At 60.1% G+C, this 22,339-nt stretch carries 9 protein-coding genes; 6 read left to right on the forward strand and 3 right to left on the reverse strand.

What is annotated here, in order from left to right; all coding sequences use genetic code 11:
- Window positions 1-262: 262 nt before the first annotated feature.
- Window positions 263-4,264, forward strand: a complete 4,002-nt coding sequence (locus tag TBK1r_RS17525; protein ID WP_419581466.1) for a hydantoinase B/oxoprolinase family protein — start codon at window positions 263-265, stop codon at window positions 4,262-4,264.
- 59 nt (window positions 4,265-4,323) lie between these two features.
- Here TBK1r_RS17525 and TBK1r_RS17530 read toward each other — a convergent pair whose 3' ends face one another.
- On the reverse strand, window positions 4,324-5,862 hold the full coding sequence (locus TBK1r_RS17530) for a sensor domain-containing diguanylate cyclase (RefSeq protein ID WP_419581467.1): 1,539 nt from the start codon (window positions 5,860-5,862) through the stop codon (window positions 4,324-4,326).
- A gap of 337 nt (window positions 5,863-6,199) precedes the next feature.
- A complete protein-coding gene (locus tag TBK1r_RS17535; protein ID WP_145213257.1) occupies window positions 6,200-8,944 on the reverse strand; it encodes a hypothetical protein in 2,745 nt (914 codons plus the stop codon).
- Between the two features lie 195 nt (window positions 8,945-9,139).
- Here TBK1r_RS17535 and TBK1r_RS17540 point away from each other — a divergent pair, with 195 nt between their 5' ends.
- The 4 genes from TBK1r_RS17540 to TBK1r_RS17555 all read left to right on the forward strand — a co-directional run bounded on the left by TBK1r_RS17540 (window position 9,140) and on the right by TBK1r_RS17555 (window position 14,501).
- On the forward strand, window positions 9,140-9,895 hold the full coding sequence (locus tag TBK1r_RS17540) for a creatininase family protein (RefSeq protein WP_145213260.1): 756 nt from the start codon (window positions 9,140-9,142) through the stop codon (window positions 9,893-9,895).
- Complete coding sequence (locus TBK1r_RS17545; protein ID WP_419581468.1) at window positions 9,888-11,162, forward strand: MFS transporter; 1,275 nt, start codon at window positions 9,888-9,890, stop codon at window positions 11,160-11,162. The genes TBK1r_RS17540 and TBK1r_RS17545 overlap by 8 nt, the downstream gene beginning before the upstream one ends.
- The gene (locus TBK1r_RS17550; protein WP_419581469.1) at window positions 11,137-12,465 is read left to right on the forward strand and encodes a hypothetical protein; all 1,329 of its coding nucleotides are present in this window, start codon (window positions 11,137-11,139) and stop codon (window positions 12,463-12,465) included. Before TBK1r_RS17545 ends, TBK1r_RS17550 begins: the two co-directional genes overlap by 26 nt.
- Window positions 12,466-12,566: 101 nt before the next feature.
- Complete coding sequence (locus tag TBK1r_RS17555; RefSeq protein WP_145213267.1) at window positions 12,567-14,501, forward strand: SHD1 domain-containing protein; 1,935 nt, start codon at window positions 12,567-12,569, stop codon at window positions 14,499-14,501.
- Window positions 14,502-14,541: 40 nt separating this feature from the next.
- On the opposite strand, the gene TBK1r_RS38635 is transcribed toward TBK1r_RS17555, so the two are convergent.
- A complete protein-coding gene (locus TBK1r_RS38635; RefSeq protein WP_419581470.1) occupies window positions 14,542-17,535 on the reverse strand; it encodes a sulfatase-like hydrolase/transferase in 2,994 nt (997 codons plus the stop codon).
- A gap of 171 nt (window positions 17,536-17,706) precedes the next feature.
- On the opposite strand from TBK1r_RS38635, the gene TBK1r_RS38640 reads away from it, so the two are divergent.
- Window positions 17,707-22,251, forward strand: coding sequence for a DUF6797 domain-containing protein (locus TBK1r_RS38640; RefSeq protein ID WP_419581471.1), 4,545 nt, complete (start codon window positions 17,707-17,709; stop codon window positions 22,249-22,251).
- The last annotated feature ends 88 nt before the right edge of the window (window positions 22,252-22,339 follow it).

The following is a 22,339-nucleotide window of genomic DNA, read 5'->3' on the forward strand; positions in this document are numbered from 1 at the left end:
ATCGACACTGCCGGCAATCGCTCTCCTCTTTCATGCTCGCAATGCACCTAGTGCTCTGGCTACATTTAATTTTGGGGTAGCACTCCAGAAAGCTTACCGGGCTATCCATCGCAAATAACACCCACGGATAGCAGCGCGAACCCACGGATGACAGGGTGCAAGAAATCCGTGGGTTCGCGCTGCCATCCGTGGGCCCAGTAATCGTTTCATCGTTCCGCAAGTTACAGCCTGACCTTTTTCCGCGGCACCCTAAATCAAAAAGTTGACGGAGCACTCGTTTCATATGTCGCTGCACACCCTTTCTGTTTGCGCCGATGTCGGAGGGACGTTTACGGATTGTCTGGCGGTTTGGACCGACCCGGCCGGAGCGTCCCACTCGGGTTGCATCAAAGTGTTGTCGACCGGGCTGATCCGCTGCCGCGTCACCGACGTGCCGGATGAGACGACGGTGCGGATCCAGATCCCCGACGAACTACTCGGTGGGCTGGCCGCCGGACGGCTACCAGACCACTTCTTCCGCTCGGCGAAACTCGAATGGCTGGTCGAGGGGATTCATCATCGCATCGGCGACATCCGCGGCTACGACTCGGCCACGGCAACCGTGGCGTTGGCCGACGTCGATGCCGAAATCGCCAGCCAGCTTTCCCCCGGTGCGATCGTCGAGATCGATTGCCGGCGTGAAGCCCCGGTGCTGGCCACTCAATTGTTGACCGGGGTTCCCATCGATGATCCGATGCCCCCGATGACGGCCCGCATCGGGACGACCCGCGGCACCAACGCGCTGTTGACACGCAGCGGCGCGGCGGCCGGCCTGGTCGTCACCGAAGGGTTTGGGGACGTCCTGCGGATCGGCGAACAAGATCGCCCCGAGCTGTTCGATCTCGCCTTCGTCAAAGCTCCCCCGCTGGCCGAAAGCACGCTCGAGATCCGGGCCCGGATGGACGCCGACGGCCGGGAGCGGATCGCGATCGATGAAGACGAAATCGCGGCCGGATTGCAGGCGTTGTTCGACGCGGGGATCGAAACCCTGTCGATCTGTTTGATGCACGCTCATCGGAATCCGGCGCATGAGATCGCGGTGGAACAAATCGCGCGGCGCGTCGGGTTTGCCGAAATCAGCCGATCCAGCGAGGTGGCTCCGTTGATCAAGCTGGTCGCGCGCGCCGAAACCACCACGCTGGATGCCTATCTCAATCCGATCCTGTCGGCCTACGTCGCGCGCGTCCGCCGTCAATTCGGCGGGTCGACGTGCCAGCTGCAATTGATGACCAGCGGTGGGAACCTGGTCGGCCACGAAGAATTTCGCGGGCGGGACAGCGTCCTTTCCGGACCGGCCGGCGGCGTCGTCGGACTCCGCCACGTCGCCCAGACCCATCAATGCCCGCTGGCGATCGGATTGGACATGGGCGGAACCAGCACCGACGTCAGCCGCTTCGATGGCCAGGTCGGACGTCGCTATGAAACCCGCATCGCCGACCTGCGGGTGATGACTCCGATGATGGACATCCACACGGTGGCGGCCGGCGGAGGATCGATCTGTGACTTCCAAGGCGGACGATTGGTGGTCGGTCCGTCCAGCGCCGGCGCGGCACCGGGACCGGCTTGTTACGGCAGCGGCGGACCGCTGACGGTGACCGATGCCAACGTCTTACTGGGGCGATTGCGCGTCGATCGATTCCCGTTTCCCCTGCTGCCGACCGCCTCGCGCGAACGGATCGAGCACGTCGCGTCACGCATGCCCGCCGCTCCGGAGACGATCGAATCGCTCGCCGAAGGGTTCTTGGACATCGCGGTCACCCACATGGCCGAAGCGGTCCGCGCGATCACCACGGCACGCGGTGTCGATGTCCGCGACCACGCGTTGGTCGGATTCGGCGGCGCCGCGGCGCAACTGATTTGCCGCGTCGCCGATGCGCTGGGCATCCGCCGGATCGTCGATCATCCCCGCGCGAGTGTGTTGAGCGCCGTGGGCATGGGCGTCGCCACCAGCGGACGCATTGAAACGGTCGGGATCTATCGCCGACTCGATCAGGTCAGCGCAGCCGACTTCCAGGCCGCGGCCGATGACCTGATCGCCCAAACGATCGATTCGCTGCGACACGACCAACCGAAATCGGTGCAGACGCGTCTGGAATGCGACTGTCGCTACGTGGGCACGGATGCCTCGATTCCGCTGACGGTCGAAGATTCACCCGAGCGGATCCTGCAGTCCTTGTCCGATCGGTTTCACCACGAACATCAACACCGATTCGGGTACCGCCGCGACGGCCATCCCATCGAACTGGTCAGTCTGCGATGCGAAGCGACCGGCGGCCTGTCACCGCATGCCGAGCAATGGTTGGCCGGCGACCCGAGCAAGCCGGACCGACGAGATGCCGACGAACAAGATGCGGGCGGATCACCCCGCCGCGACGACCCGGAAACGACGGCCGTGTTTCATCGCGGTCGCTGGTGCCAATTCAAACTGCTCGATCGCGATCAGCTTTCCAGTGGTCAGACGATCGCCCCGGGCAGCATCGTGGTCAGTGACCAGTCGACGCTGATCGTCGAGCCGAATTGGGAGGGCGTCGTCTGTGACGATGGAGCGATCACACTGGCGCTTTGCGAAACGACAGTGTCCGAGGGGGATTCCCAAAGCGAAGCGGGTCAGAGTGCCGGCGAAGCGGTGCAGATGGAGATCGTCGCCCGACGGTTGCAGAGTATTGCCGATGCGATGGGAGAAGTGCTGCGTCGTACCGCGGTCAGCGTGAACGTCAAAGAGCGACTCGATTTCAGCTGCGCGGTGTTCCGGGGCGACGGAACGCTGATCGCCAACGCGCCACATGTCCCCGTGCACTTAGGTGCGATGGGGCACACCGTCCGTGCCTTGGCCGGATTGTTCCCCCAAATGTCCGCCGGCGATTGTTACGTTTCCAACGACCCGTATGCGGGAGGGTCGCATCTGCCCGACGTCACCGTCGTGACACCGGTCTTTTGCAACGACAGTGATAGCGACCATGACCAAGCCGCGTCTGATGCCCAGCCGTCGTTTTTCGTCGCCAGCCGAGCCCACCATGCCGAGATCGGCGGCAAGACTCCCGGGTCGATGCCACCGATGGCCAACTCGCTTGCCGAAGAAGGCGTATTGATACGCGGGTTCGCACTCGTGCGTAACGGGGTGTCGCACGAAGACGAACTGGGCGAATTGCTTTCCAGCGGTCCCTACCCCTCACGCAACGTTGCGGAAAACCTGGCCGATCTGCATGCTCAAATCGCTGCGGGACAGGAAGGCGCCCGAGCGTTGCAACAGATGAGCAAGGAGCTTTCGCTGCGGCACGTCGAAACCATGATGGACCGCTTGTTGGACGTCGCGTCGGATTCCGTCGTCCGCTGGATTCGCAGTTTGCCGAAATCGGAAATGCGATTCAAAGACACGCTCGATGATGGCACCGTGATCGCGGTCCGGCTGCAGCGTGACGGCGACCGCTTGGTGGTCGATTTTGATGGCACCAGCGGCGTGCACCCCAACGGTTACAACGCGACACCGTCGATCGTCTGTTCGGCGGTGCTGTACGTGATGCGGTGTTTCTGTGATTCGAATCTTCCTTTGTGCGACGGAGTGCTGCGCCCGATCGATTTGAGATTGCCGACCGGGTTGTTGTCTCCGCCACGCGACGAAGATCCGGCCCGCTGCGCCGCGGTGGTCGCGGGGAACGTCGAAACCAGCCAACGGGTTGTCGATGTGCTGCTCGGCGCGATCGGTTCGACCAACGACTCCGGTCCCGTTTTTCGCTCCGTCGCCGCCAGCCAGGGCACGATGAACAACGTGCTGATCGGCGACGCATCGTTCGGATACTACGAAACGATCGGAGGCGGCAGCGGGGCGACGGTCTTCGGCCCGGGCGCCGACGGCGTGCACACACACATGACCAACACGCGCATCACCGATCCGGAAGTGCTGGAATCACGGCTGCCGATTCGGTTGGTGGAATTTTCGATCCGTCGCGGCAGCGGTGGCGTCGGTAAACATCGCGGCGGTGATGGATTGGTGCGTGAGTTTGAATTTTTGCGTCCCTTGACGGTTTCCCTGATCACCGGTCGACGGACGACCGCGCCGTACGGTGCTTCCGGAGGAGGGGCCGGGTTGTCGGGACGCAACCGGTTGATACAAACCGGAAAGCCGCCGATTGATTTACCCGCCGCGACGACCATCGAAGTCGGTGCGGGCGATCGGCTCCGCATCGAAACGCCCGGCGGTGGCGGCTGGGGAACACCAGTGGCGTAAGCTTCCAGCTTGCGACTCGGCGTTGAAAACGCGTCGAAAGCCCGTCGGGATCATGCCACCTACGGGGTCGGGCTGACCACCGTGGCGGCCGCTCCGACCGGAGCCTGGGCGGTCGGATGACTTCCGGCCGCGTCGATCACCGAAGGATGCGCCGAGGAGGCGGTGATGGCGACGCAGTTGTTGCGTCCCTTGCGTTTCGCTTCGTACAAACTGGCGTCTGCTTTTTCGAACAGTGTGTTGAAATTGTCGTGGCGTCCGCGGTCGACCCAGCAAACGCCCAGGCTGGTTGTCACACACAACTTGTTGCCACCCACATCGACCTGCAACGTCTCGATCGCGTTTCTCAACCGTTCGGCAACCTTCAGTGTGGAGTCGTAATCGCAATTGCCGACCAGCACGACGAATTCTTCGCCGCCGAATCGATACACCGTGTCGTACTGTCTGCAGTTTCGTTTCAAACAGGCAGCGACTTCACGCAACACATCGTCACCGGCCGCATGCCCGTACGTGTCGTTGAAGATTTTGAAGTGATCGATATCCGCGATGATCAAACCGAATGACTGAGATTGCCGACGAAACTGATTGGACAGCTGAAAGACTTCGGCGTCAAAGGCGGAGCGGTTCTTCAATTGCGTCAAGCTATCCAGCAGCGCGATTTGCCGAAGCTCATGTTGCTGTTCGGACATTTCGCGAATCGTGCGTTCCATGCCCAGCGAAATCTGGACCATGGATTCTTTGGCCCGTGCCTCCAGGTCTTTGATCGATTCAAACGCGATCGATTCGAAATTAAAAAGCGTTTCGTAGCCTTTCCATTCGGCGATCATCGCGTCGAAGAGGGCGTCAAACTGTTCGTCTTGGATGCCCAGCATCTCGCCGGCGGACTTGCGGACACCAACGATCTCCCGGTCCGCCGGTTCGGCCGACAACAGCAGCTTGCCGACCTGTTGACTGACGCAGAACAGTTTGGAAGGCAGGTCAGCGGCATCGGGGTCGTAGGTCTTTAAAACCTCGATCATGGCGACGGGAAAGTTCCACTTTTCCAACAGGCAACTGCCCACTTCATAGCGGTCGGCGCCGCAGATTTCACGTTCGATGTCGACGCTGAGTTTGTCCAACAGCTCATCCGATTCGAACCGAAGTGCCAATTCATCCGAATAAGCGTTACCGATCCCCATCGCACCGATGTTGAATACCAGTCCCAACAAAAAGGACTCGTCGGCGTTCTGTTCGGCTTGCTTGGCGATCAGCTTGGCTGCGATCGCCGTCGCCAGCGAACGACGCCAGAATTCGTCATAGGGAAACCCCGATTGTCCCTGCGTGTCCATCAGCGAGAAAGACAATGACAGCAAGCGAAGTGTTCGCATGCCCAATAACGGGATCGCCTGCTGCAGGCTGCCGACGGTCCGCGCCGAAGCGACGATCGGCGAATTGCAGTAGTCGATCAACTTGGCTGATAACTTGGGATCGGCGCTGATCACTTTGGTGATGTCAGCGATTCTGGCATCAGGTTGGTTGACCAGGTCCAGAAGTCGAGCGGCAATGGTGGGAGGCGAAGGCATGTTTTCGCCCTCAACGATCTTCGCAATGTCAGGATTCATCGTGCTCTTCGTGCTCAGTTCGCAATCCATCATGGATTCTGCTTCTCGTGTTGCTCAATCGCTGGACCGCCGCGTTGTTTTTGCGGCTAACCGCACCACCTTCGGTTCTTCGAGAAACTGTGGGCCGTAATCGGCCGGGGCGGCTTGTGCCGAGGTGCTGAATGAGGGAACTCCGCCAACCCGGAGGGCTCGATGAGGCGTCAATCATGCACGACCCAACCTGGCAGCGGGGGGCGACGGACACATCCCACCTCGTTTTCACGGGCAACCGCGCGGGGACCGGGGACGAGCCAACCCACGATGCCCCGCAGCGACGTGTCGTGCGGGGGAAGGGGCGTTACACCAAGACCTCGGCGTCGATCGCCACATCGCCCAAATCGTCGCGTAGCGTTTCGGCGACCGCTTCGACGCTGCTATCCACACGCACGTAGAAATTCATTCGCGGGACCGGCCAATCGCGCGTGCCGTCTCGGACGATCGATTCGATGCTGGCGCCCGCCCGTTCGGAGAGCAGTCGGCTGATCGCGTAGCGGGTGCCTTGATCCGAGGGGGGCGAATTGCAGGAAAACTTGATTCGGCCGTCCCCGAGGTCGGTCAACTGCGGATACAGCGTGTCCAGGACCGGCCTGAGAATCTCGGCCGTGTTGTCACTTAACCGTTCATCCGGGTTTTCAAGTCGACTGCAGATCCGCCGTTTGACTTCATCTTCCCAATTCTCATTCGAGACGGCCGTGGCATCAAAGGTGAGCACGTCGACGATCAGATGTCGCTCGTTGGGCGGCAGCGTTTCGCCGTCGGTGGCTTGGCCGGCGGGATCGGGGATTTCATAGAGATCAGTCGAACGGATGGCGCATCCCATTTCATGCAGCGCGCCGGCGACCCGCCAGAACAGCCCCGGAAAGTCCCAAGAATAAAGCGTCAATCGGTAGTAGTCGCCGTCACGTTTGAGTTCCACTTTGGGGCGTCCGGTTTGCACGACCGCCGTCAAGGCAAAGATGATTCGGTGGGCGCGTTGCGGATCGAGCGTCTCGGTGCCTTCATAGGTTTGTCGAAGTGAATTGTCGACGTGTGGACTGGCCAGCAACCGGTGGGGCAGCAACGCACCGATCCGCTGGCCGGTGGGGTCAAAGTAGTGATCTTCGAACGATCGACCGCCGACGCCCAATTCGCCGTGCAACAAGTTTTGCGTCAGGTTTTGAATCTTTTGCCATTGCTCCGGCTCCAAACGAATCCGCGCCACTCCCTGAGGGTTGCGAAAATCAAACGCGGCATACGCAAACAACGCGAGGGCTCGAATCGTGTCGGCGGAATCGCGCGAATGCAAGCGTTCGAGTTCCCGCCGCCAACTTTCCAAGACCTGTGGATGGCTTCCCGCTTCGGCCCACTTGAGCAACTCACGTTTCTTCAACAGCAGAAACTCGATCGTGCGGAGTGTCGGCCCGGAAAGTCCCGGCAGGTTACTGAGATGCTCGTTCACATAACGCCGAACGGACTCGCCATAGACTTGCGGATCATAGTCAGGGGGCGCGGTGGGGACGGCAGACATGTACACCGTTTGAGGAATCTCGTCGGTCAACAGCGCCAGCCGCAAGGCACCACGGCCTGAATCACCGATGTCCTGGTACTGACGCAAAAAATAGGCTTCGTCGCGTGAGGTGACCGCGGACCGCTTCAACGTATCGAGGTACTCCAAGCCCTCCAGCCGTTGGACCGCCCGAGCCGCTCGCGTCAGGGTCGCCGCCCGATGCCCCGGCTGATAAAGCTGATTGGAAAGCTCTCCGAAACCGGGCAACAGTTTTTCCAAGACCCCGAAGTCGAACCAATCTTTGATCGCCGGATACACCGGCCCCGGCGACACCATCAGTTTGATCAGCGCCGGATCGGGGCGCAACGATTCGGAGATATTCTTCCGAGCGGCGCGTTTCACGGCGCGATCGATGGGCAACAAGAATCGTTGTTGGGCGCGGTACAAACTGTAAAACATCTCCGTCGCGTCCTTGAACAAGGCATCCGTTCCGATCCGCAACCCGTCCGATCCCCAGACCACCAATCCATCGGTGTCCGGCACGACGACGCCGCGTTCGAGCAGCCGGTCCATGGTCTCGTGACGATACGAGTCGATGATGTCCCGTGCGTTGCGCAGTTTCGTCAACCCTCCGGCACCGAACCGATACAAGAACGCCTCCATATCGGCGGCGTCGAGCAACAGCGGCGAGACCAGTTTTTCACCGGAGTCCCTCGGCCGGCCGGCGGCCTGAGCGGCGCGCCGCTGTTCAATCCAACAGCGGGCCGAAAAGATCACGCCGACTGCTTCCAAGACGGTCGCCGACGGCGCACCCTCGCGATCAAAACGTCTGGTGCTCCGCACTTGCTGGTACACCTGCAGCGACGGGATCCAGCGTTCGAACGAATACAACCACATCGCCAACTGAAACCCGCGCAGCCCGCCCTTTCCGTTTTTGACGTGAAATCCTCCGATGTCACCGGGCGGCTGGGGATGCAGCTGATCAAACCGTCTCAAGTCTTGGTTGACGGCAAAAATAAAATCGAGCCCCAACTCGGCCGCTCGCCCGCGACAGACGCGTCGGATGCGATGGTCCAATTCCGAATCGCCGACCAGCAGATCGCAATCGAGCAATGCGACCAGTGACTTCAAATCAAAGTGTTCGCGGTCTTTGAGATCCGGAAACGCATTCGCTTTGACGACGTTTCGCAGCCCTGGAACGCGGGGCGCGAACGCCCTCAGCCGACTCGAAAGATGACGCAGGAAGTGTTGGTTCTCTTCGATGTTTTCGACGATGATGCCGATGTCGACATCCGAGCCGGGGCAGATTTCACCTCGCCCGGTTCCGCCCAGGGCGTAAACCACGATCGCGCCCCGCGGCGGAGCTTCCGCGATCACCCGCTCGTAAAAACACTTCATCGCATCGCGAATCACACGGCCGCGATGATTGACCAGGGCCCAGCCGTCGGTCAGTCCGGCCAATCGAATCCGCTGATCACTCTGGCTGATCCCGTCGCTCAGGGCCTTGACCCAAGGCAACCCCTCAAAGCCGTCGTTTTCGTTTGTCGGGGCGTTCATTGTGTCACCGGTTTCCCGCTGGTTGCTTAGGGCCACCTCTCCATCCACCAAAATTCTATCGACAATCGGTGTTTTCGACCATCGTCAACACGGCGGGGCACAAAGCCGGTTAGAATCTTCAGCCTGCGTCGCAACTTCGCCCTGCCGGCCGTGCGACCCCCGCCTTCCCTCCCCCCCTTCCTCCGATCGCCCACCATGGAACTCGCTAACCTGACTTGGCCGGTTGTCGATGCGCTCGATCGCAACACACCGGTCATCGTTCCCGTCGCGGCGTTGGAACAACATGGCCGGCACATGCCCGTCTGCACCGACAGCATGTTACTGGGAGAAATCGTGGCGCGTGCGCATCAATCGTTCGCCGAATCGACCTTGATTGCACCGTTGATGTGGCTCGGCAACTCACACCACCACATGGATTTTCCCGGCACGCTTTCGGCCGACCCGCGTGTCTACCTCGACTTGTTAAGCGGGCTGGTGGACAACTTCATCCGCCACGGATTCCGGCGCATCGTGATCTTGAACGGTCATGGTGGCAACGACGTGCCGGCGCGACAGGTGATCTTTGAATTGCGGCAACGCTATCGAGACCGCCAAGATCTGTTGCTGCTGGCGGCCACCTACTGGCATCTGGCCGATCCCTCATCCCAGCTGGCCGGTTTGCGACAGAACGAAATGGGACACGCGTGTGAATGGGAAACGTCGATGATCCTGCGACTGGCACCGCAGCTGGTTCGTGATTACACACAGGTCGACGAGATCCCGTTCGGCAATCCGTTTTTACCCGCGTCGCGTGGCTGGACGATGCCCGATCGCTCCGCCCCCGGACACGTCGGCGACGCGGCCGCCGCGACCGCGGAAAAGGGAGAACAACTGCTGCAACTCTTCGCCGACGCGGTGGTCGGTTTCATTGAACGCGTCGCCGGATGGGATGGCCAATCTTGGGATGGATGAATCCAAACACACTCTCGACGCCGCCCCGACAGATCAGGCGGCACCCTCGGTCAGCCCAGTCCGCATCGCTCTGATCTGTGGACTGTTGCTGCTCGCCTCGGCGCTCAACTATCTCGATCGCCAGACGCTGGCCAGTGCGTCGGCGCGGATTATGCAGGAGTTTGATCTGGTCAACGAGCAGTACGGTGATATCGAAGCCGTCTTCGGATACGGGTTCGTGATCGGATCGATCGTGTTCGGCGTGCTTGCTGACTTAGTCCCCGTCCGCTGGTTGTATCCCGTGGTCGTGATTTCATGGTCCACGGTGACCGCGGCCACGGCGCTCGCGAGCGGGTATCAAGATCTGCTTTGGCTGCGTCTGCTGCTCGGGGTGTTCGAAGCGGGGCACTGGCCGTGTGGCGTGCGAGTGGTCCGCAGTCTGACGCAAGCCCGTGGCCGAACGATGGGCAACGGTTTGCTGCAAAGCGGGACATCGATCGGAGCGGTCGCTGCGCCGCTGATCATGCTGGCGTTGTTGACCGACGACGTCGGCAGCTGGCGTCCGGCGTTTGCGATCGTCGGCGGGATCGGCATCTTATGGGTCGCCGCCTGGTTTGGGATTGTTCAATCGACGGATCTGGCAGCCGACGCCGTGCAACGCAAACAAGCCACACCCTGGCGCGTGTTGTTGCAGCGACGCATGGTGGTGGTGTTGATCATCGTCTGCCTGATCAACACGACGTGGCAGTTGTTTCGCGCCTGGTTGCACCTGTTCCTTCAAGAAGGCCGCGGCTACACCGAAACCCATACCTTGCTGTTTAATTCCGCCTGGTTCGCGGCGACCGATGTCGGATGCCTCGGCGTTGGTGCGGTCGTGTTGTGGCTGTGCGCGAAAGGTTTCACGCCGACACGCTCACGACAAATGGTTTTCACGGCGTGTGCCGTGCTTTGCCTGACGATGCTCACCCTGCCGCTGTTGCCCAAGGGATGGGTGCTGTTGGCCGTGCTGCTGTTCGGCGGGGCGGGGGCGTTGGGTATGTTTCCGCTCTACCACGCCTTCACGCAAGACATTTCCGGCAAACACCAAGGCAAGATCACCGGGATTGCCGGGGTGACGGCCTGGTTCCTGGTTCCGCCGACCCAGAAACTGTTCGGCCGACTCGTCGATGTGACCGGATCCTACGACGTGGGGTTGGCGGCGGCCTCGTGTTTGCCCGCCCTTGCCGCGATCATTCTTTGGATTTTTTGGAGAGACGTACCTGATGAACCAACGCCCATCGAAGATTGACCGCCGCGATTTTCTGGCTCGGTCCGGCACGAAAACGGTGTTCGGATTGGGCGCCTTCGGTTTCGCGCGCGGACTGGCCGATCCACAGCCGGCGGTTGCAGCCGACTCGCCGGCGGTCAGCGGCCGGCGTCCCAAGATCGCGTTCCTGGGCACCGTCGTTCGACGGCATTCGCACGCCCAACACTTTCTCGATCGCCACACGCTGGGATACAGTTGGAACGGCGGCTGGCAACGACCCCGCGTCGATGTCGCGTCGGTATTTATCGATCAGTTTCCCGACGACGACCTCGGCCGCCAGCGGGTCAAACGCCACGGCTTGCGACTGTTCCCGACGATCGAAGAAGCCCTCACGCTGGGGGGCGAAACCTTGGCCGTCGACGGCGTGGTCTTGATCGGCGAACACGGCGATTACCCACGCAACGAAAAAGGACAACATCTCTATCCACGCTACGACTGGTTCAAACGCATCGTCGACGTGTTTCAGCAAAGTGGACGCAGCGTGCCGGTGTTCAATGACAAACACTTGTCGACGGACTGGGACGAATGCGTCGAAATGGTGGACGACTCGCGACGACTGGGGTTCCCGTTTCTCGCAGGGTCCTCGCTTCCCGTCACGCGACGTCTTCCCGCGATCGACATGCCCTACGGCGCGGCGTTGAAAGAGAGTGTTTGCGTGGCGTATGGCGGCATCGACAGTTACGACATCCATGCGTTGGAAACCGCCCAGTGCATGTCCGAGCGCCGCGGCGGAGGGGAAACGGGTGTCAAACGAATCCACGCCTTGCGGGGCGACAACCTTTGGGATCGGTTGGCATCGGATGATTGCCGACGGACGAGACAACTTGTCGTCGCCGCGCTCAGTCGCAGTCACAATCTGCCGGTCGAAGGCGGGTTTCCGACCGACGTGCCGTCGATCGACTGGATGCGTCAAACCATGCCGCAGACGACGGGCTACTTGATCGAGCACCTCGACGGGCTGCGGACGACCATGCTGCTGACCGGGATTCGCGACTTCAATTACGCCGGCATGCTCGCCGACGACACGCTCGTTTCCTGCCAGATGTACTTGCCCATGCCCGGTCACGGATCGACCACCGCCGACTTTTTCAATCCGCTCGTCCGCCATGTCGAAACGACGATGATCGAAGGCAGAACGCCGTATCCGATCGAACGCACGCTGCTGACTTCCGGGATGGTGATCGGCGGCGTCGACAGCCTGCATGCGGGCGAAAAACCGGTCGAAACCCCGCACCTGGACGTCGCCTACACCGCTCCCAAAGCCTCAACCTTCTGGCACAACTAGTGGCGTAAGCTTCCAGCTTGCGTTTCGCCGCATTCCACCGTGATGATGGTGTATCCTGAGTGCGATGACTGTCTTGTTGTCCTCGTCGAGAACCCCGACTCATGCGAACACGTCACCTCAGAGACTTCGTTTTTGTCGTCACGCTCACCGTCTGTATCGCGGCGTTTGTCTCACCGGGTGTTGCCGATGAGCCACGAACTTGGACCGATTCGACCGGCAAGTTTCGCGTCACGGCAAGTTTGATCCAGGTCCAAGACGATGTAGTGTTCTTGAAGACCGACACGGGAAAGACGCTAAAGATCCCTGTCGCGCGACTCAGCCAGGCCGACAAGGATTTTTTAGATGCCGGCGAAAATCCGTTCGAAATGGTCGATGCCGAACCGAGTCCTCGCGTGACTGTTCCGGCCGCTCCGGCAAACACCGGCAACCCGTCGATGTCGGCGTGGACCCATCCGCCGGTGATCAATTGGGACAGTGTGCCGAAGATGGACCCAGGTTTCGGTGAGAGCCAGTGGAACTACACACCACCGGTCAACAACGCGTTACCGTTTGAGCCGAAAGCCGCCTCGCTGCCGGGAAAAGCAAACTTCTTTGAAGGCATGCGGCGTTTAAAGATCAACCCATTGGCCGCACGCTGTGTCGCAGGTTACACGTGGACGTTCAGCACGCCGAAACCGCTCAGCCGTCTCTCGTTGGTGGATTTACCCTCCGGCAAGGCGATCAACTCCGAACCGGTCGAGTGCAACATGTGCCCGCTGACGGTGCTCAACGACGGCAAAACCGTGTTGATGCAAGGAACCGGCGGCGACCGGGACGGTTTTGAAACCGGTGATCAACTTCAGCTCTGGACATTGACCGGCACCAAGGTCACGCGTTCAGGCATCTGGGTGCCTTTTCCAGACGACAAGAAGGCGTTCGGGAAAACGACCAACGCACGTCCCATCAAAGCCGTACCGATCGCAAACAACCTCCTGATCCTTCTCAGCGACAACGGACACCTCGCCTGCTTTGATCTGGCAACGTTGAATCCGGTCTGGCACGCACGCCTGTCACAAAATTTCGCGGTCACGTGCACCACCGATCGACAGCAGATGTTCGTGCTCGATGAACACACTCTGATGTTGGTTGATCCGCTGACGGGTCAAGCCAAAGGCAGCATGCAATTGGAAGGGAAGCCGCGTCTGGGCTGGACCAAGATGCAGCTCAACGAAAGCGGCGACCAAATGTTGATTTCGTTCGTCAACAATTTGCGGATCATAGACCTGAAGACGGGCGAAACACTCGATGAATATTCGCGCGAGGGCGGAGCACCGATTGCGCCAAACGGTCTCAGCTATCCGGCACCCGACTATGCCTTGCTGGACAACCATTTGTTGTTGCACATTCCATCGCGAATCACCGTCTGTGATTACCAGGACGCGGCGGTGATCACGTCGGTCGGCGGAACCGAGTTTGTGGGGTTGCTCTCTGACGGCGGGGGGCTGATCGTTCCGACTTCGATCCCCCACCCCAAAGCGACCGAAGTCCTGCGGCAAGCCGTGGATGATCCGAGCGTGTTTTTGATCCATCCCGGCGTCAACGTTGCGATGGATGCCGGCGGCGTCCCCGACAAATACCGGGCGGAGGTCGAACAGAATCTGAAAAATGCCATTGCAAAAGCCGGATACAAACTGACCAATGGGGCCGCGATCAAGATCAAGGCGGCCATCAGCGGCCCCAAGAACGAAGCCGTTTCTTACATCGCCCGGGGAGCCTACGTGGCGAAGGTTTACCAATCGACGCTCACGATCGAAAGTGACGGCACCCAGGCTTGGTCGCGGTCGGGCGGCAACATTCCCATGATGCTGCAAACGAAACGGGGACAGTCGATTCAAGAGAAATTGGACGAACTGGGAAAACGTCCCAACACGTCCTTCTTCGAAACCGTCGCGCTACCAAAATTGTTACAAGCACCGACGAAATCATCGTCAGGCAACACCCAAAACGCGCTGCTGGTTTCCAAGTTCACGTTGCGCGGGTTGGTGGATTCTGAATGAGCCCCGCTTCGGCGCTCGACGTGTGGTGCAAATCGGACGTTCAATCCTTCGCGTCACTCACCGTAAAATCAGAGAACACGGCGTGCGTGTCGACGACGCGCAGTCCCACGCTGCCTGATTGATAGGTTTCGTCCAACACCGAAACACGCGGACGGCCGTTGTGCGTCACCGTGATCTGGTTGCCCTTCATTTGGACGCGTAATGATTGGGGCTGCGTGACATCGATCTGCGTGGATTCCCGCGCCAGCTCGGTCCAGGCGGATCCGTTCATCTTGCCGACGATCACCAACCCGGTCTTCGGGATCAACCCGGCAAAGTAGCCACGCTGGGCATCGTAACCGACCGCCGGACCGCTGCAGCGAAACAAAACGCCGGCATCGCGAGCATTTGCTTCACCTTGGAAGTCGATCGTGACGTCAGCAACACAGTCTGCAGGGCATGGATCATTGAGCACCACTTTTTCGCCGCTGCGGTAGTCGTTGATCGGATCACGGGGGACGCGTCCCAGATGCAATCCCTCCGGTCCGACTTCAATGAACTGATGATGCCCAAAGAAAGACCAGGTCGCATCGCTCGCGTCGTCACCGAACAAACGAATCGGTAACGAAAGCTCTTGAGGCTTTTCGCCGGAGGGCCGATCCAGCCACTCGCCGGCCCGGATCGGAGACTCCAGAAACGGAAATCCCCGCCGACCCACCTTCATCGGCTGGACGTAAACGGCGCGACGCCAGCCGGGGTTGCGATCTCGCTTGGCATGAAACACGTGCCACCACTGACTGTCGTCCAATGATGGGACAAAACACGAGTGCCCGACTCCATAGACGTCGCGTGTCCCCTCGAACAATGGCTTGTCGCGCTTGGTCCACGAAGCGGGATCCAGCGGATCGCCTCCGGTAAACTCCAAAATGCCCAACTTGTACGTCGGCAACCAAGAGGCGCCGCACGAGTACACGATTGACGTTTTGGTCTTGGATTGAAACACCTGCGGGCCTTCATTCAACCCGCGCCCGGAATTCCCCGGTTCGGTCAGTTCCCAGGGGTAGTCGTCGTTCTCGCACAGCCGAACTCGCGGGCCGCCCAATTCGGTCGGCGATGCGAGCGGGGCGATGTACAGGTACTGTCGATCGGTTCCCGGCGCATCCCAGCCCGACCAAACGGCATAGCGTTTTTCGCCATGCGTCAACACCGTCATGTCGATGGCCCAGACGTTGGGGGAAGCACCATCCGGGCCGTCACCGGTTGCCAACGGCCCGAACAGTTCATACTCGCCCAGCGGGTCATCATCCTTGGACTTCAGCACATACGTCAGATGGTTTCGGTTCTGGCCATCGGAGGCCGCAAAGTAGACGTACCAATGTCCGTCCAAGTGGTGCAATTCCGGCGCCCAGATCTCACGCGAATAGGGGCCGGACGGCGGTGCCGTCCAAACGATCTTGGGCTTGCCCATCGACGTCAATCGATCGGTGGCCTGAATCGAGATCGCCCGGTTGCCGTGGGAAAGGCACCAGAGGAATCGTGGCTGATTCGGATCACACGTTGCCCAAGGATCGGCGCCCTCACCGATCGGGTTGACGAATTGATCAACCGGAACCGAACCGACGCGTTGGTGCCCCGACCAGTTTGGATCTCCCGCGTCAACGGGCAGCGTCGCATTCCAGGCCATCAACAACCGCCGCAAGCGGTCGGCGACGTCGGGATGTTGTTTCGCCAGATTGTTCGATTCCGAGGCGTCGGCTTGGAGATCATAAAGCTGTGGATCGCTGCCGCCGTAGTTAACCAAGAACTTCCACTTTCCGTCGCGGACGGCCAAATCCGGATTGTCTTCACGCCCAGTCCCCGGGCGATCCGGTGGGCGTCGCCAGTAAATCGGTTCGCTTCGGCTTTCCCGTTGATCCCCCAGCAGCGTCGTTGAAAGATCCTCGCCGTCGAAGGCGACGCCGTCCGGCGGATCGGTTTGCGTCAGGGAATAAAGCGACCGATTGACGTCCAAGGCACAGAGGATGGATTCGTCGTTGGTGGTGCCGGCCACGCCATCGGCCAACAGTCCCGGCCCCCAAACAATCAACGGCGATCGCACGCCCCCTTCGTAAAGCCAGGTCTTTGCGCCACGTAGCGGATCCGACGCTCCCGCGCCTTCTTCATGCCCATTGTCGGACATGACCAGGATCAGCGTGTTCTCGCGCAGTGAAGGGTCGTTGCGAATGCGGTCGAACAACTTGGCAAGTTGTTGATCCATCGCATCGAGTACCGCGTAATAAAGCGCCCGCTTGGACTCGTCCGTTTTGTCGCGAAGGACTTCTGGTGGAAAGAACGGCGAATGCACATCGTCGGGCCAAACGTTGACGAAGAATGGCTTGTCGTCGGCTTGCGCCTGATCGATGAACTCAACCGCTTGCTCGACAAATGCGGCCGTCACCACCGAGCGGTCTTCCCAACGAATCGGACCTCTGCCAAGGTCGGCCGATCCCAGGTCGTGCTTTTGCGGCGGCTTGCCATTGTAGGCGTCTTTCAGCGGCAGCACTCTCGGTCCCAAGCCTTCAAAATTGGTCAGACTGCGGTCAAATCCATAGGCCTGGATCAGCGGCGCCTCACCGACATCGCGTTGTCCGCCCATGTGCCACTTGCCGAAATGACCGGTCGCATAACCGGATTGCTGCAAGTAACGGGCGAGCACCGGTGCTTTGGGACCGAGCCACTGCGCCATGCCGCGATCGCGGTTCAGCTTGCGCGCCGCGAGGTACGAACTGATCCGCCAGCGTTGGGGATATTGTCCCGTCGACAACGCGACACGCGACGGCGAACAGATCGGTGAGTTGACGTAAAAGTTGGTGAAACGCAGTCCCTCGGCCGCTAATGCATCGATGTTTTCGGTCTGCGCGCGCGTCCCACCGTAACAGGAGAGGTCGGACCACCCCATGTCGTCGATGAACACCGTGACGACATTCGGCCGCTGAGCTGCCCGCCCGGTCGAAGGTGCAAACGCGATCGAGAACAAAAACAGGCATCCGAGCCACGTGGTGAATTGTCGGTTCATGGAAAAATTTAAAAAAGGAATGAATCGTCCGATCCCACCACAGTCTACCTGCCGTGAAATCGACCGTCGTCCCTGCGATCGAATCACCTGCCGCAACCAGAGACGTGGTTTACAATGGCCGAAACAAAACGAAATCGGCTTCTAACAACTCTGTGCAACACTCAATCATCTATGGCCCCCCTACGAGTCCTGTTGACGATCCTACTCGGCGTCGCTGTCACCACGCAATGTTTCGCCGAAACACCTGACAATCTTCGCGACGAAAATCTGGTTGCCTGGTGCATCGTCCCCTTTGACTCGCAAAAACGCGGGCCGGCCGAGCGTGCCGAGATGGTCAAGCGGCTCGGATTGCGGCGCGTCGCCTACGATTGGCGTGCCGAACATGTACCGACGTTCGAAGAAGAAATCCTGCAATACAAAAAGCACGGGATCGAATACTTCGCATTTTGGGGTGCACACGACGAGGCCCTAAATCTGTTCCAAAAACACGGCTTGCACCCGCAGATCTGGCAGATGCTCGGTTCGATCGAAGGGGAAACGCAAGCGGAACGTATCCAAACCGCCGCGTCTCGGTTGCTGCCGTTGGTCGAGCAGACTCGCAAACTGGGCAGCAAACTTGGGCTGTACAACCACGGCGGTTGGGGCGGCGAACCGGAGAACATGATCGCGGTCTGCGACTACCTGCGAAAGCATCACGACGCCCAGCATGTCGGCATCGTTTACAACCTGCACCATGGTCATGGGCACGTCGACGACTTTGCGACTGTTCTCAAGCAACTCAAGCCTTATTTGTTGTGTCTGAATCTGAACGGCATGACCCGGGACGGTGATCAACGGGGCCAGAAAATCTTGCCGCTGGGCGAAGGCGAATTCGATGTCCAACTGCTCGCCGCCATCCGTGATTCCGGCTACGACGGCCCCGTCGGTCTGATCGGTCACACGCAGGATGACGTGGAACTTCGACTGCAAGACAACCTCGACGGTTTGCATTGGTTGCTGCCACAAATCGACGGCCAACCGGCCGGCCCCAAACCCACACTCCGTACGTATTCACCCGAAACAGCACCTCCCAAGCGAGCATCCGACACCGCCGGAACATTGATCGAGGGCCGCCCGGAATTTCGACGACCGCCGATCACCGTCGAGTGCCGCGTCACGTTGCCCGATGCAGACGGATACAACATCCTTGTCGCCAACGACACCAAACGATCCGGTGACCATTGGGAGATTTTCTCCAACAACGGCACCGGCAACTTCACCGCCTACCTGCCCGGGATGCAACCCGATCACATCCATTCCCAGGCGATGATCTGTGATGGCAAGCCGCATACCGTGACGATGATTTACCAGTCGAATCGTCTGCGATTGCTGGTCGATGGTAAACCGGTAGCCGATCAGCCGATCCGTTCGACCAGCCGCGATGGCCGGGCGGACAAGCTGGCGATCGGTCGATTGGTCGAGGGGGGAATCGGTTGTCGCGGCCAAGTCCACTGGGTCCGCATTTCCGAGGGCGTGCGAGACGTTCCCGCCGATCCGGTGATCGATGCCACCCAAGACGACACGACGCTGCTGTTGTGGCGCAGTGAGAAAACCCCACCGCGCGCCGGATCGCAAGAACCGCAACCCGATGCCGCGCGGCTGGACTTCAAAAACCGAGACTACTCACCCGAGTTGGTCTCCGCATTGGTCGAACAAGCCCGTGCCGATGGCGATCCACATCGAGGCTTGCTGACGTTTGCCAATGCCAATTCGGCGTGCCTGTCCTGTCATCGCATCGGCCCCCACGGCGGCAGCGTCGGCCCCGAGTTGACGTCGATCGGCAAGCAACGTAAACCTGAGGAACTGGTCGAATCGGTGCTGTGGCCCAAACGACACATCCCACCCGAATACGTCGCCCATCTGGTCCTCGACGATTCCGGGCAGACCTACCAAGGCTATCTGGTGCGTCAGGACGAGCGCGAACTCGTGCTTCGCGATCCCTCGGCCGATCAACCGACCGAGACCGCGATTTCGATCGACGAGATCGCGTTACAGCGAGAGGTCGGCACGTTGATGCCCGACAATCTGGCCGGTGCGATGTCCAGCGAAGACGTTAGCGGTTTGTTGCGATTCTTGTTCGCCTTGGGGACCGAGGAGGGCTTGCCGAGCGGCGAGATGGAAACGCTGCTCGCACACGCCCAGACCCACTCGCATGGACCGGCGGAGTTTCCGATCGAGCGACGACCGCTAGCCCCCGAACATTGGCCCAGCTGGCAACACCACGTCAATCGCGATCGGGTGTATGACTTCTACGCCAAACAAGCGAACTTCTTCCGTCAACAAGCCACCGTCCCACCGTTGCTGGCCGAGTACCCCGGTCTCGATGGCGGCGATCAGGGTCACTGGGGAAACCAAAATGACACCACCTGGGCCAACGACCGCTGGAACCAGACCGAACTCGGCAGCCTGATGTGCGGTGTGTTCCGCGTCGGTAAGACGACCATTCCGCGCGGCGTGTGCGTGCGTGTGGGCGAGCACGGCGAACTCGCCGCCTGTTTCAATCCCGACACGTTGACTTACGATGCCGTTTGGCGCGACGGCTTTGTCAAGTTTTCCTCGCACCGGCACGGCTTCTTGGACGGGTTGAAGATCGACGGTGAACTGCTCAGCCAACCGCGGCAACCGAAACCCGACCAGCCGTTTCACTACCTGGGCTTTTACCGGCTCGGCGATCGAGTCGTGTTTGCCTATCGCATCGGCGAAGAAACGTTCCTCGACGCGCCCGATGTGAAAGACGGACGTTTCGTTCGCGTCGTCGCGCCGGCCGAAGAACATCCGTTGCGTCATCATTTAAAAAACGCACCGGCCCAATGGCCGCCAACGATCGAAACCGACATCCGATTCGGCACGGCGAAACCCTACGCGGTGGACACGATCGGTTTGCCTTTCGAAAACCCTTGGAACGCCTTGTTGTTCTGCGGCGGCCATGCCTTTTTGCCGGATGGTTCCGCGTTGGTTTGCACGATGCAAGGTGACGTCTGGCGCGTGACCGACATCGAATACCCTTCGACCAAAGCGACCTGGCGACGGTTCGCGTCCGGGCTGCATCATGCCTTGGGCATCGTGGTCGACCAAGACGGGATCTTCGTTTTGGGCCGCGACCAGATCACACGCCTGCACGATTTGAACGGCGACTTCGAAGCAGATTTTTACGAATGCTTCAGCAATGCCTATCAAACGTCAGCTGCCGGACACGATTTCATTTGTGGCTTGCAGCGTGACCGCAATGGAAACTTTTACATCGCGTCAGGCAACCAAGGCTTGGTCCGCATTTCACCGGACGGTCAACGGGCTGACGTGATCGCGACCGGATTTCGCAATCCCGATGGCCTGGGCTTGCTGCCCGACGGAACCGTGACCGTTCCTGCATCGGAAGGCAGCTGGACTCCCGCATCGATGATTTGCGCCGTTCCCAGGCATACGTCACCCGGCGAAACCGCAGATTCATCGACACGCGCAAACAAGCGTGTGCCGCACTACGGTTACGGCGGCCCACGCGACGGGCAAACTCCGCAACTGCCACTGGCCTATCTGCCGCGCGGATTGGACAATTCCAGCGGCGGACAGGTGTTTGTTGAAAGCGATTCCTGGGGTCCCCTGTCCGGCCAATTGCTACACTTCTCCTTTGGCGCAGGTTCGCATTTCCTGGTGCTTCGTGACCAAGTCAACGGACAGGCCCAAGCCGCGGTCGTGCCGCTGCCCGGCGAGTTCCGCTCGGGCGTCCACCGCGGACGATTCAACCCGACCGACGGCCAACTCTACGTGACCGGCATGCAAGGTTGGGGCTCCTACACGACCGACGACGGTTGTTTCCAACGCGTGCGCTACGACGGCGGCGATACTCAACTGCCGACCGGATTTCACGTCCATGAAAATGGAATTGCGATTTCGTTTTCGATGCCCTTAGACGCCGCGACAGTCACCGACCCCGGCAATCACTTCGCACAAACTTGGAACTACCGCTACGGTCCGGGCTATGGCTCCCCGGAGTTCTCGACACGGCACCCCGGCGTGCGGGGACACGATCATCTGCCGATCACGTCCGCCCATGTCCTCGCCGATCGCCAGACCGTCTTCCTCGAACTACCGGAACTCCAGCGGGCGAATCAATTGCATCTGTCCGTGCAATCGGCGCCCGATCAGTTTCATCAGTTGTTCATCACGGTTCATGAACTCGACAAGCCCTACACCGATTTCCCGGGTTACGTGTCGATTGCCAAGACGATCGCCCCGCATCCGATCCATGCGGACCTTGCCATGGCGACCCGCAGCGTGCCGAACCCCTATCGAAAGAAGCTTGCCGGGGCGCGCGAGATCGAGATCGAAACCGGAACCAACCTGTCCTATGCGACGCGATCGTTTCGCGTCCGCTCGGGCGAGCCGATCGCATTGACGCTTTCCAACCCCGATGTCGTTCCGCACAATTGGGCCTTGGCCAAACCCGGGACGATCGAGCGTGTGGGGGTCTTGGCGGACCGATCGATATCGGATCCCGAAGCCGCCCTTCATCACTACATCCCCTCGACCACCGATGTCTTGGCCTACACCGACGTGGTGTTGCCGGGCGAGAAATTTACGGTTTATTTCCGCGTCCCCGCACAACCCGGGCATTACCCCTACCTGTGCACGTTCCCGGGACACTGGAAAGTGATGAATGGGGTGATGATCGTCGAATAGCCTGACAACATCTCTAAACACTCCGACGGTGTGTCTCAGTTTGTATTGGATTTGGCTTGCTAGAATGCCATGCAAGTCAACCTCTCCC

The sequence above is a fragment of the Stieleria magnilauensis genome (assembly GCA_007753675.1).
Taxonomy (GTDB): domain Bacteria; phylum Planctomycetota; class Planctomycetia; order Pirellulales; family Pirellulaceae; genus Stieleria; species Stieleria magnilauensis.